The organism is Mesobacillus campisalis, from assembly GCF_000986785.1.
In the GTDB taxonomy this organism is placed as follows: domain Bacteria; phylum Bacillota; class Bacilli; order Bacillales; family Cytobacillaceae; genus Mesobacillus_B; species Mesobacillus_B campisalis.
Genome location: NZ_LAYY01000009.1, coordinates 14,544 through 27,457 on the forward strand (window position 1 = coordinate 14,544; position 12,914 = coordinate 27,457).

Consider the following 12,914-nt stretch of genomic DNA (forward strand, 5'->3'; position numbering starts at 1 on the left):
CTGGATGATAAACAGTTTAGCGTTTGGGACCGTCCTGATAGGTGTGGGTTCCCATTATGGGATAACCTCTTTCATGCCCCACGTGGAAGAAGACGGTTTCTTGGTTCGCCTGTTCGATCACTAAACATGCAGGTTGAACAATGGTTCCCGTGATTTGCGTATTTCGGCCTGAAAAAAAAGCCCGCTCACACTGTACTGGACCCTTAAAGTTAGACCAAAATATTCAAGCAGCTAATTGATTGGTATGTAAACAGTATTCACCCGGCATACCATGGTACAATTGAGTTCAACTAAATTCCCGTTTGTTCCATAATGAATTCTACAATAAAAGCGGTTAATCCTTCCTGGAGCATCTAAAGTTGAATAACGTATTAAAGTGGGACATTTTCAAAGTGTTCCACAGTTGGAAATGGATCATAGAAATGATGTAGTTGTTTTTTCCATTCTTGATACTCTTTCGATTGCCGAAATCCAATTGTATGGTCTTCTAATGTTTCCCACTTCACCAACAATAAATATTTCCCCTTAACCTCCATACATCGTTGTAATTCGTGAGTTATATAACCTGGCATTGATGATATGATTTTTGATGCTTCTTGAAATGCTTCCTCATATTCCTTTTCCATACCTTGTTTAACTTGTAGCATAACTGCTTCTAAGATCAACTAATCTCCCCCTTTTAAAAAGTATATCATTGCTTATTAAACTCAACTGCTCCGTTTGTTCAATAATGGATTCAACAACAAGGCGGCTATTCCTGTTTGGATCAACTCACCCATTCGATTAAGGACACTTTTTCACAATCCTTTTTAAGTACCAGTTTGTTGAATTAGAAATTTCCTTTAATTTATTCCTTAAACTCCCAAGCTGGATTCCAAACCACTTCCCATAAATGACTGTCTGGGTCTTGGAAGTATCCAGAGTATCCACCCCAAAAGGTTTCATGAGCTGGAACTATAATAACTGCACCAGCCTTCTCAGCCTGTTTCATAACCATAACGACCTCTTCTTTACTACCAACATTATGTCCAATCGTAAAATCAGTAGGACTTGCTGGTTTTAGGTCCATTTTTGTATCATAAGCTATATCTTTACGATTCCAAAGTGCGAGTTTTAAACCTGATTGCAAGTCGAAAAATGCGACCGCACCATGTTCGAATTCTTTGCCAACTATACCATCTGTTGGCAGCCCGAGTCCATTTTGATAAAATTCCAATGATCTTTCCAAATCATCGACACCCAATGTAATGACTGAAATTCTTGGTTTAATAATAACCCCTCCTGTAAAACAATAATAATTTCACTTAGTTCTATAACTATTTTGCTCCGTTTGTTGAACGGGATTAATCATTATATTCGATATGGACTTTATCCAATCCCAGTTCCTTATCTTCTTCATTAGGTACCAGTGGTTTTTGAAAAAGTATATACTCCTTTGTATCAACTTAATAAAGAATTCAACAAAAAGTGCCGTAATCCTTCTTGATCGAACGCACCCTTTACTTTAGGTACAATACTTCACAATCCTTTTTACACCTTAATAAATCCAATTTCTTAAATATATTATCCATGCAAAAAGACGCCTTCTTATTAAAGGAAGCGCCTTTATCAACAGTAATGTTTCCAAAGTATTCATTGTAATTTAAGATACTAAAATGCCTGGAATTAACGGAAGTATCTTTAGTAAGTGCGCGATTGAGGAAAATCATTGCTGATTTTTTTGAAAGCCCTAACAAAGCCTCTTTCTTTTGAATAAATTGTAATATTATACACTTTGGAAAAAAGAAGGGGGAAATGATGAGTACTATTTTGTCTAATAGTGATATCAAGTCCATTCATTTGTTAATCTCAACTTTGAAAAACGGTAATAAAAAAAACAGAAAAAAGATGGCTGAAAAGGCAAAAGAAATCTTACAGTTAAAATACAAAGTGATTGGATGTGGAAAACAACGAATTGTCTATGACCTTCAAAATGGATATGTATTAAAAATAGCCTTTTGTAAACTTGGGATTAAAAGTAATGAAACTGAGTTTAAAATGTATAATATACACTGTCCACCTGAGTTACGAAAACACCTTTGCCCAGTGATAGAATTGGGACAAGGTTGGATTATTATGAGAAAAATGGAATCCGAAGTTCCTATGAATAAAGATTTTGATAAGATGCTCACTGAATTAAAAAACAAATTTTTAATGTACGGTATCAATCCTAATGATTTGACTAAGTATAATCTGGCATTATCTGAAACGGGTACAATCACAGTTATTGATTATGGAAATTTTAAGTTAAAGTAGGAAAATTGTCATTGAATATAGATCCCATCAATGGAAAGAGTCACCTACAGAGAGACTAAACATTCTCATGGCTGCTCAAAGTAGTATTAGGGACGCCCGTTAAAGGAAAGATAATTCACGCAATAAAAAACTGAGAGAGTTTATGACAAGAAACGCGAAGAAGGAAAAACTTTCAGAAAGAATTCCACAAAAAAGGCGGTTAATCCCTTCTAAGATCAACACGCCCGTTAGTCGAACAAAAAAACCTCTAAATACCGTATTAACATCATCAGTACAACTAAGGATAAATTTTAAATGATTTGGCTCTTCTCTAGCCTACAATTAAAATACATTCTAAATCCCATGTTATTTTCAGCAACAAATGAATTCAGGCTGTGAAATACGGCAGAAAAAGGAGATAAATTATCATCAAAAAAAGTGAATTCAGCATCCTCTTTCAAATTGAACTTGTTAAGATATTGGTGCATTTCTCTAGGAGTAATAAAGCTTTTTTCTCTAAACAATCTATTAGTGCTGTGGTCAATAAACTCTAATTTGTACATGTTCATCCCTCCACTACACCATATTTTACAACTTTTTCAAAAAGTGAAGGGGATACTGTGGTGACACTTTTATGAATTTTATATTGTTCGATAGAGATAAGTATGAGCAGTATTTCCATTTGTGGGCAGATGGCTTTTGGTGTATAACACACCTTATTACTGGGATGTACAATTTTACTTTTCTATTGGCGAACGACAATAATTCCCTTAATTTTTAACCCTAAAAAATGTTTAACCCTAACCTAAAATTAGGCCAGGGCTAACATAAAGTTGTTTAATTCTTAGTAAAAAACACTCAACCTATCTTAAAACTTTCCCATTAAGTCGTTAAGAACTAGATTCCTTCGTCATGGAGTTACTGCTGTATTATCTGAATAAGGTTGCCGCATGTATCATCGAAGACAGCTATTTTGACTTCGCTCATTTTTGTCGGCTCCATAGTAAACTTCACGCCTTTATCCATTAATCTCTTGTACTCTGCGTCAATATCGGGAACCCCAAACATTGTTACTGGGATCCCTTCCGCAAATAACTTCTCCTGATACTCTTTAGCTGCTGGATGGACATTCGGTTCCAGCAGAAGCTCAGTACCGTCTTGTTCATCTGGAGATACAAGCGTTATCCACCTGTATTCTCCAGAGGGAACGTCATGCTTTTTTACAAATCCCAGCGTTTCTGAGTAAAATTCCAGTGCCCTTTCTTGGTCTTCTACGAATATACTGGTTACAATGATTTTCATAATGTTTTTTTCCTCCTTTGATATTTATGACGCATGTACTGTGCTAACAATCTGGCTGCAAACAAGGCAACCCACATATTTGTCAGAAGTTTTGTTCCGATTCTAAAAATTACTCTATCCATCCTTTTAGCAAATTTTTAAGTGGCTCGTTGTTGAAAATAATTATTCGATATTTTCCCTTTCGTTTTGATTTAACGAGTCCTGCATCTTCCATTACTGAAAGATGTTTTGCTATCGCCTGTCGCGAAATGGAAAGGTCGTGATTCATAATGAGGCGTGTCGTAAGTTCATACAACGTCATCTCGTTGCGTTCGGATAGTTCGTCTAATATAAGCCGTCGAGTTGAGTCTCCAAGTGCTTTGAATATAGTGTCTTTGTCCCAATTCATAAATTTATTATACGCAACTATTCGGTTGCTTGTCAAACATAGGCAACTTCATAGTTGCATAAAAGTGAATAAGTGCTCCATAGAACCACACAATAGTCAATTTTAATCACTCTAAATGTTTTTAAACACGTTTCTTATTCGAGAAACCTGCCCCGTTGTTTAATAACAACTTCTCTAACATAAGGAAGTTGATGATTTGTTAGAGATAAGCATACAAGTAGCGTATCAGGGAGGCACCCTGATGTTCAGTACCCAAGAACCCTTCTAACATGAAATACCCCTAATTATATTACGCTTACCCTGGACCCCCATTAATAATTAACATGATTCATAAAAAATGGGAATACGATGGTTATGAATGCAGATGAAAAGCGACATAGGAATGGAGGATTGTATGATCCTAATATCAGGGGTTCCGCTTCAACAGAATGAAAACTGGCAGTTTGGAAGTATTGAGAAAACCATTATTCAACAGATGCAGGATGCTCCTATCAATTATTCTTATAATTCCGGACATGAATTATTATTCGAACTAAAAGTCCGAAAGAACATTATCCAAAGTGCGATAGAAATGAACAACAGTCAAGCAGTGTTCACATCTTTTGAATATGCCCGCTGCAATCCTAGGAACTGGCAATTAACAAGGGCAGGCGGGTTCCTTTTAAGACCCGATGTGCAGCCGGCTGATGCGATTTTGGATATTTATCGGAACAGTTCGCAATACGCATTTGAATGTGCGACAGCAATCCCAATCATCTATTACCATGCCATATTGAACAGTATTGGCAGCTATTCATTTAATTTACTTTTTCGAAATCTGTATCTTTATAGCTGGCATACAGATACAGACTTGGGTGTCATTACCTTTTATTCCAATCACTTTATACCTGGAGATGTCCTTTATGTTAACAATCCCGACTTTGATCGAAGAACTCCACAGTTTAGAGGAGTTAATGCTGTTGTCCTTAATGATGGCAGATTGTTTGGACATGGATTCAATATACGGACATCAGAAGAAATGATTCAAATCCTTAATGAAAAAAGAACACCTGGGAGTTCTCGTTTAGCTTATATAACAAAATTAGTGACAAGGCCTTCTTTTAAGTATTTATTCAGAGTCGCAGGCTGGAATGGAAACAGCAGGGCAGACAAAGTGCAGCGTCCAATCGTGCACCATAACAAAAATTCCATTTCATATGCACACTATCTCTATTATTCAATGTAGTATTTAGTCACTTCTCACCCATGACATTTACCCATTTTTTTAATAGACGGGCTCCAAACTCACCTTCGAGAGTATGATATAGGGAAATGTCTTACACGAAGGGAAGTGTAATCATGTATTCAAACCTTAACGCACCACCGACTTTGAGTGCCAATGTTCCGCCAAATATTGCACCAATGCCTACCTTTACAGCTCCTGCTTATGATTATGGATATGCATCACCTAGTTATGCCTGTCCTACTTATCGGAACGACTTTATTTTAATTGTAGTATTGTTCATTTTACTTATCATTGTAGGTGCAAGTCTTTGCGGCTTTAGCAAATGCTAGCTTGAATGCTTTTTGATATAGGCTGTTTAAAATCGAATGTAGAAGAAAAAGCCGATTTTCCTATCCGTGACCAGGATGATCGGCTTTTATTGTAGCATTTTGAAGGAAGTTACCTGAGGCTTCGATTCAGTCATCCTAAAAAGCAGGTCAGGAAAATCGCAAGATCCCGGGAGCTTATTTACCTTTTCTTATTCCACTGATATAAGCATCGGTATACTGTTAATTAACCGCTTTCAGCCAGTGATGTGAACGGCCGACAAACTTATACTAGTAGTCAGCCTTTATAAGGATAATTCCTTGAAGGCTGTTTTTTTTGGACTAAATTGTTAAAATAACGACTGTTCTTGTTTACTTCTTTTTATTTTTTTGCTAGCACCCTTCATCAAACCCCTGTTCAAAAGGATAACACGACAAAAAAAGATTGAGAGGTAAAGCGAATTGAATAGCTAGGGGGAAATTTAAAATGCATTCATCGTTCGCCAGGATGTAACGGAAATCTATCTTCTCTTTCTAGGACCTACAATTAATTTGATTGCTGTTCTTTTTTCATTATTGATTAAAATATCTGTAAATGCAGGAACAAACACCAAATTAATACCGTTAGGAGCCACGAATCCTCTTGCAATTGCAATGGCTTTAATTGCTTGATTTAAAGCACCAGCTCCAATCACTTGAATTTCGGTAACTCCTCTTTCATTTATTATGCCTGCAATTGAACCTGCAACTGAATTTGGATTTGATTTTGATGATACCTTTATTACATGTTCCATATTAATTTTCCCCCTGTTATATAATGGCTTGATATGATCAATAGAAAGAATGAAATGACGTATCCTTAATCATATTCACATTTATATAAAACAGACCTATTGAACTTGTTCCTTGGGTAATATTGTATTAGATGCTCTTTCTACCATTCCTTCACCATCACTTGTGTTCATATTTTTATAAGGGTGTTTTCTTTCGCCACAAACATGCCTGTTAGCATATGAAGAAAAAGCGGATCAAGACATAAGGAATTTAACCGCCTGGAACCGGTTGCACAAGGTCCTCCTACTTTCTTCCGTAGCTTGTTTTTAAATCTTTTGGATTTAGTGTTGAACCACGAAATAACTTACTTAGAAAAGTTTCAAAATCCTGTCCAATTTCAACACTTTCCCATTGTCTATCTTCTGATGAGTAATCTTCATAAAAATAAACAACTGATGGATTTTCAACTTTTCTTCTATAATCTTGTACAACCCAGGCGTGAATGTCAGTCCACAAAACGATTAGGCCTTCAGGCAACCCTTGTTTTCTTGTCCACTCTGCTGACTTTAAAATGCCAATTCCTCGTTCTACACCTTCAAAGTCGATGCCTTCCATATAGTCCATAGTTGTCCTTTCCTTGTCCTGACCAACGAAAAAGTGAGGGTAATTCAGTGTACCTGCGTTTTGTTCTTTCAATAGCTCAATATAAGAATGGGGAAGTGTAATTCCTAATGCCTTTTCTGCATTTTTAATTGTTAAATCAGTTAAAGGAGGGCTGATTTCCTCACCAGCTGTATTCCAAAAATTCATTCCTTTATAAAACTCCATATTATCACCTTATGACCTTTAATCATGTTATTATCCTTTTCTCACCTTTTGGAACTATACTGCCCCGTTTGTTTAAAATAGGTAATTCCACAAAAACAGCGTTAATCCTTTCTGGATTAACGCATCGTTCAAAACAAATAGTGGAAGTACTATGTCTCCACCACAATTCGAAAAAGAACCATATTGATCGCAATTACACTAAAGAAAATAAAAGCCATTCCTAATAAATATAGTGTTCTACCAACAAACTACTTTACCAACCCCCAGAATAAAGAGCTTATAAAAAAACAACATTAAGGGGCAACAAGTTCTACTTTAATTCTATCGGGGTCTTCAAAAAAAACGGCGTAATAATCATCCCCTCCAGCAAAGGGATGTTTTTTTTTATAGAGGATACTTACTCCTTTAGTGTGTAAAGCTCTTGTTATTTCATCAACGTGACTTCGTGAATCTGCATGAAAGGCTAAATGATTCAGCCCAACTCGGCAGCGATGGTAAGGAATATCTAAAAAACGTTTCTCCACTTGTACAAATACAATGTAAGTATCACCTAATTTCCAGCTTTGCCCTCCTTCCCATTGTTGAAAAGGTCTGTATCCCATTTCCTGTAGAAACCATCCCCAAAATTCCATCGTCTTTTCCAAATTAGACACGTATAATTCAATATGATGCAGTAACCCATTAGACAAAGATTATTCCTCCTAATGAGTTAGTTAGATTAAATAACGCACCAAATTGTTGGCTTTCCTATTTGCAATCCTTGTAAGCTCCTCCTATATTTCGCCATCTTTGCAAATTATCCTTTTAACTGGATTTTAGAGTTATTCTTATTCTCTTATTCAACCGGTTTGGTTTGTTGCATATCGGAATAGACCATGCAGTTGTATACTTCCTTATCAATTCTTCTAGAGGTCATAAATTGTCGAAATGTTCTCAATTTATTTCCCTCTATCATATTGTATAATTTTGATAGTGGTTTAGGTTTCCAAAAACTGGGGGTTCGTAATGAGAAAAATTAAAGTATTGATTCTGTCGGTTGTGTTCTTGTTGACTATGTCCCTGCCAGCAATGGCGCAAAGCAATAAATCTCCATCTCAATCTCCATACAAAGGCTCTTATCAAAGTGCTTCTTTTTATGGATCAGAAGGAACCGTCGACACCCACATAGAGTTCTCTACAAATTTTGAAGGTAAAGATTCTTATATGCTCATTTACCACACCTATGATTATGAAACAGACGAATTCTATATTGGCAGCGCTGAAATTCCAGCAACCAAAGATGTTTTCGACCTTAACAAAGGCAAAGCTAAGGTGAATGCTACTGTAGAAGTATCCAAAGTCGATGTTACTTGTGATGATGAAGGAGAAGAATGCACTTGGGAGGAAACTCCTGCCGGATCTAAGTCTATTAATCTTTCATGGACTTTCAACCCAAAGAGTTATTCTACCTCAAAATACTCTGATAGAAATGTCCAGATCGGTTACGATGAATACATCAAACTTTCTAAAGGTACTTTCAAAAATTTCAATAACGTGTCGGTTTCCGGTAGCATCGGTGAAAAGAGGACTGATAGCTTCGAGTATTCCGGTGGCGGTGTAACCTCTGGCTCTTCTTTCACTATAATCAAGTAAGCAAGTCCGCTAATTAAATTTAAAAACCTAAACCCTAGTTGAATATGTAAATAAAAGGCCGGTTAGTCATTAACCAGCCTTTGTTTGTTTTCGAGTTTATCACGCACATTAGTTGTAAGGGTATTCAGGAAATATTACTTTTACAGCATTTTTATTTAATCCGTTCTTCCCTTTCCACCAACATACAGGGTATGACCAGTCATTTTTATAGTGTTCAGGAACTTCCCTCTCAACAAAAGGGATAAAATCATTAAGGAAACCTGGATATTCATTTGTGGACAATATAGAACAAAACCCTAGGATTTGCAGCAAAACTTCTCTTTCCTCTTTATTTGATTTAAACTTTTTGAAATTGCTTTTTCTAGGTTCCTAATTTTTCCTTCTAAAGGAAATTCATTAATGATCATGAATATCTCATTAAGTATCTCGTAATCGTAAGAAGTTGGAATAAGCTTATCTGCTTTAGTAGATTGTCCATTTAAACTATCCTTCTCCATTTAGAGTTCAACAACAAAGGACCGCTGAATCAACTTCATAACTTCAAGACGGGATATGTATTTCACCGAAAGTGTCGCCCTATTTCTACGCCAATCCCGATAAACATTAGGAATGATCCCAGGCTGATGCCTATAATAATCAGAAACACAGATAAGTTCGTTCGCAGCTTCCCAGGCTTAATATGTCCAAGAAAAACACTTTGATAGCCATCAGGGTGAATACTTTCAAAAACTAATAAGGACCCTAGCAATGTGATGAAGATGGTCGGTAAAAAAAGTTCAGGTGAAACGAAAAAAAATCCTATACCAGTAATAAAGGTAAGGACATAAAGTGGTACTCGGAGACGCGATTTTACTACTAACAACTGCAAAGCTTCCCATGGCCTTTTCAAATTATAATCATCCCTTCTTCCGTTTAACTATGTTCCAAACAGCATAGGAAGACGATGCATTTTGGCTCATATTATCAACATTTGGTATTGTCAGTATAAATTTTACACTTTTTTTAATTATTGTCATCACTATTCAGCATTTAAATTTCATATATAAAAGCAGCCATAAAAATAGGCCCCCTACAGCTGGAGACAAAACACCAACCGCAGGGGGCCTATCAACTATTACGTTATTAACAATTTATGCTTAACCTGTTCAGTTCACACCTAAAACTACAAGTCTATCGGCTTGCCGCCTGTCACTCCGTAAATCTGACCGGTGATATAACTTCCTTCATCAGAGGCCAGAAGAACGTACACCGGCGCTAGCTCTACCGGCTGTCCTGCACGGCCTAATGGGTAGTTTTGGCCAAACTCAGGGATTTGTCCATCCAATTTTCCGTTATCTAGCTGCAGCGGCGTCCAAATTGGCCCTGGTGCGACACCATTGACACGCACACCCTTCGAAGCAAAGTAGGAGGACAAGGAAACCGTGAAGTTGCTTATCGCTCCTTTTGTAGCAGCATAATCCGCTAAAGATGTGGACGGTTCGAATGACTGGACTGATGTCGTGGTGATAATCGCGCTTCCTGGTTCCAGATGTTCTTCGGCTGCTTTTACGCTCTCAAACATGCTGATGATGTTCACTTTGAAAGTGTCATGTACTTGCTTCATTGTTAACTCACTCAGGGACGGCTGCGCGATTTGCTGCGCGGCATTCAATACCAGCGTGTCCAATCCGCCAAAAGCTTCCACTGTTTTTGTAACAATCTCCGTGGCTGCACCGTCTTCCCGCAAGTCATACGGCAGCAGCAATGCTTTTCTGCCTTCACTTTCAATTAATTCTTTGACTTCATTGGCATCTTCTTCTTCACCAGGGAAGAATTGAATGGCCACATTGGCGCCTTCGCGCGCATAGGCAATCGCGGCGGCACGGCCTATTCCGGAATCTCCTCCGGTAATCAAGGCATTGCGTCCTTCTAGGCGATTGTATCCTTTATATGATTCTTCCCCGCAGTCAGGTTTGGGCCTCATTTCATTCTGTAACGCTGGAGTGTCCTGTTCTTGATCAGGGAATTTTTCGTTGTAAAACTTCTTGCGTGGATCGGTTAGATGTGGGTTTCCCATAAAAAAACATCTCCTATCTTGTTTAATTCCTAGATTCTAAGGATAAGAAAATTCTCAATGGCTAGTAAAACACTTACTACACTCTGTTACATTTTTTGATACCCTGTGAAATTCTTATTTAAACGGCTCCAGATTATTATCAAGATTAGATTGATGTTTCCTTTAATTGTTGCTGCTACTCTCAATTAGCATAGAAAATGCTTGGATCATCTCCAAGCATTTTTTCACACAACATTTTCTTTAATCATTAGCACCCGTTATTTTAAGGACCACTCTTCACAATCTCACCAAAACAACCAGTTACTTGTTCAAGGAAATCATTTAGTTGTAAAACTCCATATGTGTTTTTTCCTTTTTGTAATAATCCATCCTGTCTTGTAAAGTACCAGTATGAAATTCAAACTTATGGCCATCTGGGTCAGTAAAGTAAATGGATCTTTTATCTCTTTCGTCTCTTGTACGACCTGGTAGTATGGTTACATTCAATTCCTTTAGTTTAAGGTACATATGATCAAATTCTGTTTCTTCTATTGAAAAGGCTATATGTGTGTATGATTGGTTAATTTCATTTCGAGGAATATCTTTCTCTTCATTATGAGCAAGCCAAATACCGTTTAAATCAAAATAGGCAGTGCTTCTACCCTTAACTAACAACTTAGCATCAAACACATTTTTATAAAACTTAATCGAATCCTCTAGATTAGAAACTGAAAATAACAAATGATTAAGACCTTTTACTGACACCGTATCACCTCAAATTTAGACTTCAGAAAAAAAGTTATTAAAGCTTCAGCTTTAAACCCTCATGCGTTGCTTTAAAACCTAACCGTTCATAAAACCTTAACGCATCTTCCCTTTTTTTATCAGTTGTAAGCTGTACTAAATGACAACCACGTTCTTCTGCACGCGAAATCGCCCATTTTATAAGTTCAGTACCTACACCCTTCCCTCTTACAGAAGCTGATGTTCTCACTCCTTCGATCGTAGCTCTCCATCCACCTTGATGTGTTATATAAGGTGTAAAAGTAATTTGTTGGACTCCAATCACTTCATTACCGTCACAAGCCACTACTAATTCGTTATTTGGGTCAGATGTAATAGCCTCAAATGCTTTTAAGTAACTATTAGGAAGGGGGTGATCATAACGCTCACGTTTACTTCCCAAAACATCATCTGCAAGCATTGAAACAATACTTTCTAAATCTTTTGCAGTCGCCATTCTAAACCTTATTCCTGTCTCCAATGAAATCCCCCTTATTAGTAAACATTTTGTTAATTTAAATGCTAACTTAATGTACACTATAAGTTAATAATAATTGTTTTATGATATTCAATAAGTTCCACTTATAAAGTTCCTGGCTATCCGTATTCAACTTTTCTGCTCCGTTAGCTTCATAAGGAATCCAATAAAAAAGGTGGTTATTCCTTCCTGGATCAACATACTCTTCAGTTGAAGAAAAATTATCACTTAAATTCATAAAATATTCCATTTGCTAAATTCTCTTTCCCTTCTAATAAAATTTCACAAATGAAGGATTTAAGGTCTTTGTACGATTTGATAATTTTTTTTGTTCTATAATCTATTTCTATTATTTTCTCATCAGTATTAATCACATAATAAGCGTTTTTAACAATTGAATCAGCGAAAATGAAATAGGCTTTTGGAGTACGTTTTCTTCGATATAAATTGTCCATAGTTTTTAAATTAAAAGCTAAATGAACTTGTTCTTCTATGCTTAAACCTTTATATGTGTCTGCATCCTTTCCTGCGACTCTTAATAAATCAAATAAATAACAACCGTTATAAAATGTCAAAAACTTTTTATATTCAGCAGGCAACTCTTGTTTTAAATCTTCCTCAAACTTATTAATATCTTCTTTGATAATGGTGGTTGAAGATGTGTATGCCATCTCCCATCTCCTAAGTGTCCATAAAGGGTAGTTCTGGTTCGTAATTTTTTCTTATCTTCTCCATATAATTTACTTAGTTCTATACTAAGAAATTCAAACATAAATATCACCTTCACTTAACAATGTAAACATATTATTAGAGGATTTTCTTAAAACTACCATGGCTGGAGGATTTACTATAAGGATAATTAATACTTTTATATCAACGCATCTATTCGT

At 36.4% G+C, this 12,914-nt stretch carries 16 protein-coding genes; 4 read left to right on the forward strand and 12 right to left on the reverse strand.

Translation table 11 applies throughout. The features are described 5' to 3' along the window. Positions 1-371 precede the first annotated feature (371 nt). Complete coding sequence (locus tag WQ57_RS09730) at positions 372-665, reverse strand: antibiotic biosynthesis monooxygenase family protein (protein ID WP_046523569.1); 294 nt, start codon at positions 663-665, stop codon at positions 372-374. 182 nt (positions 666-847) lie between these two features. After that, positions 848-1,270, reverse strand: a complete 423-nt coding sequence (locus WQ57_RS09735; protein WP_046523570.1) for a VOC family protein — start codon at positions 1,268-1,270, stop codon at positions 848-850. A 524-nt stretch (positions 1,271-1,794) separates the two neighbouring features. Here WQ57_RS09735 and WQ57_RS09745 point away from each other — a divergent pair. Next, a complete protein-coding gene (locus WQ57_RS09745) occupies positions 1,795-2,295 on the forward strand; it encodes a hypothetical protein (RefSeq protein WP_046523572.1) in 501 nt (166 codons plus the stop codon). Positions 2,296-2,585: 290 nt separating this feature from the next. On the opposite strand, the gene WQ57_RS09750 is transcribed toward WQ57_RS09745, so the two are convergent. The 3 genes from WQ57_RS09750 to WQ57_RS09760 form a co-directional block, all read right to left on the reverse strand. Next, positions 2,586-2,837 carry a hypothetical protein gene (locus WQ57_RS09750; protein ID WP_046523573.1) on the reverse strand — a complete coding sequence of 84 codons (252 nt, stop codon included), beginning with the start codon at positions 2,835-2,837 and terminating at the stop codon, positions 2,586-2,588. Positions 2,838-3,192: 355 nt separating this feature from the next. Further along, positions 3,193-3,576, reverse strand: coding sequence for a VOC family protein (locus WQ57_RS09755; protein ID WP_046523574.1), 384 nt, complete (start codon positions 3,574-3,576; stop codon positions 3,193-3,195). A 109-nt stretch (positions 3,577-3,685) separates the two neighbouring features. After that, the gene (locus WQ57_RS09760) at positions 3,686-3,964 is read right to left on the reverse strand and encodes an ArsR/SmtB family transcription factor (protein WP_046523713.1); all 279 of its coding nucleotides are present in this window, start codon (positions 3,962-3,964) and stop codon (positions 3,686-3,688) included. Between the two features lie 394 nt (positions 3,965-4,358). Between WQ57_RS09760 and WQ57_RS09765 the strand changes: the two genes are divergently transcribed. Together WQ57_RS09765 and WQ57_RS26170 are read left to right on the forward strand one after the other, a co-directional pair. Further along, on the forward strand, positions 4,359-5,189 hold the full coding sequence (locus tag WQ57_RS09765) for a protein-glutamine gamma-glutamyltransferase (RefSeq protein WP_046523575.1): 831 nt from the start codon (positions 4,359-4,361) through the stop codon (positions 5,187-5,189). A gap of 176 nt (positions 5,190-5,365) precedes the next feature. Beyond that, positions 5,366-5,518: a YjcZ family sporulation protein gene (locus WQ57_RS26170; protein ID WP_156183109.1), complete on the forward strand. Its 153-nt coding sequence runs from the start codon at positions 5,366-5,368 to the stop codon at positions 5,516-5,518. A gap of 497 nt (positions 5,519-6,015) precedes the next feature. On the opposite strand, the gene WQ57_RS09770 is transcribed toward WQ57_RS26170, so the two are convergent. The 3 genes from WQ57_RS09770 to WQ57_RS09780 form a co-directional block, all read right to left on the reverse strand. Then, positions 6,016-6,288 (reverse strand): stage V sporulation protein S, encoded by a 273-nt coding sequence (locus tag WQ57_RS09770; protein WP_046523576.1) that lies wholly within the window; start codon positions 6,286-6,288, stop codon positions 6,016-6,018. 283 nt (positions 6,289-6,571) lie between these two features. Continuing rightward, on the reverse strand, positions 6,572-7,096 hold the full coding sequence (locus WQ57_RS09775; RefSeq protein WP_052948705.1) for an SMI1/KNR4 family protein: 525 nt from the start codon (positions 7,094-7,096) through the stop codon (positions 6,572-6,574). A gap of 293 nt (positions 7,097-7,389) precedes the next feature. Continuing rightward, positions 7,390-7,785, reverse strand: coding sequence for a VOC family protein (locus WQ57_RS09780; protein WP_046523577.1), 396 nt, complete (start codon positions 7,783-7,785; stop codon positions 7,390-7,392). A 316-nt stretch (positions 7,786-8,101) separates the two neighbouring features. Between WQ57_RS09780 and WQ57_RS09785 the strand changes: the two genes are divergently transcribed. After that, positions 8,102-8,728, forward strand: coding sequence for a hypothetical protein (locus WQ57_RS09785; RefSeq protein WP_046523578.1), 627 nt, complete (start codon positions 8,102-8,104; stop codon positions 8,726-8,728). 1,162 nt (positions 8,729-9,890) lie between these two features. On the opposite strand, the gene WQ57_RS09795 is transcribed toward WQ57_RS09785, so the two are convergent. From WQ57_RS09795 to WQ57_RS09815, 4 genes are all read right to left on the reverse strand, one after another. Continuing rightward, a complete protein-coding gene (locus WQ57_RS09795) occupies positions 9,891-10,784 on the reverse strand; it encodes an SDR family oxidoreductase (protein WP_046523580.1) in 894 nt (297 codons plus the stop codon). 321 nt (positions 10,785-11,105) lie between these two features. Further along, on the reverse strand, positions 11,106-11,528 hold the full coding sequence (gene fosM, locus WQ57_RS09800; RefSeq protein ID WP_046523581.1) for a FosM family fosfomycin resistance protein: 423 nt from the start codon (positions 11,526-11,528) through the stop codon (positions 11,106-11,108). A gap of 37 nt (positions 11,529-11,565) precedes the next feature. Then, a complete protein-coding gene (locus WQ57_RS09805) occupies positions 11,566-12,003 on the reverse strand; it encodes a GNAT family N-acetyltransferase (protein ID WP_156183110.1) in 438 nt (145 codons plus the stop codon). Positions 12,004-12,248: 245 nt separating this feature from the next. Next, on the reverse strand, positions 12,249-12,695 hold the full coding sequence (locus WQ57_RS09815) for an SMI1/KNR4 family protein (RefSeq protein WP_046523584.1): 447 nt from the start codon (positions 12,693-12,695) through the stop codon (positions 12,249-12,251). Positions 12,696-12,914 lie beyond the last annotated feature (219 nt).

Bases quoted from the DNA above. Each gene is read 5' to 3' on its own strand.
- WQ57_RS09745 (WP_046523572.1), top strand. From the start codon at position 1,795: ATGATGAGTACTATTTTGTCTAATAGTGATATCAAGTCCATTCATTTG.
- WQ57_RS09750 (WP_046523573.1), bottom strand. From the start codon at position 2,837: ATGTACAAATTAGAGTTTATTGACCACAGCACTAATAGATTGTTTAGA.
- WQ57_RS09755 (WP_046523574.1), bottom strand. From the start codon at position 3,576: ATGAAAATCATTGTAACCAGTATATTCGTAGAAGACCAAGAAAGGGCA.
- WQ57_RS09760 (WP_046523713.1), bottom strand. From the start codon at position 3,964: ATGAATTGGGACAAAGACACTATATTCAAAGCACTTGGAGACTCAACT.
- WQ57_RS09765 (WP_046523575.1), top strand. From the start codon at position 4,359: ATGATCCTAATATCAGGGGTTCCGCTTCAACAGAATGAAAACTGGCAG.
- WQ57_RS26170 (WP_156183109.1), top strand. From the start codon at position 5,366: ATGCCTACCTTTACAGCTCCTGCTTATGATTATGGATATGCATCACCT.
- WQ57_RS09770 (WP_046523576.1), bottom strand. From the start codon at position 6,288: ATGGAACATGTAATAAAGGTATCATCAAAATCAAATCCAAATTCAGTT.
- WQ57_RS09775 (WP_052948705.1), bottom strand. From the start codon at position 7,096: ATGGAGTTTTATAAAGGAATGAATTTTTGGAATACAGCTGGTGAGGAA.
- WQ57_RS09785 (WP_046523578.1), top strand. From the start codon at position 8,102: ATGAGAAAAATTAAAGTATTGATTCTGTCGGTTGTGTTCTTGTTGACT.
- WQ57_RS09795 (WP_046523580.1), bottom strand. From the start codon at position 10,784: ATGGGAAACCCACATCTAACCGATCCACGCAAGAAGTTTTACAACGAA.
- WQ57_RS09805 (WP_156183110.1), bottom strand. From the start codon at position 12,003: ATGGCGACTGCAAAAGATTTAGAAAGTATTGTTTCAATGCTTGCAGAT.
- WQ57_RS09815 (WP_046523584.1), bottom strand. From the start codon at position 12,695: ATGGCATACACATCTTCAACCACCATTATCAAAGAAGATATTAATAAG.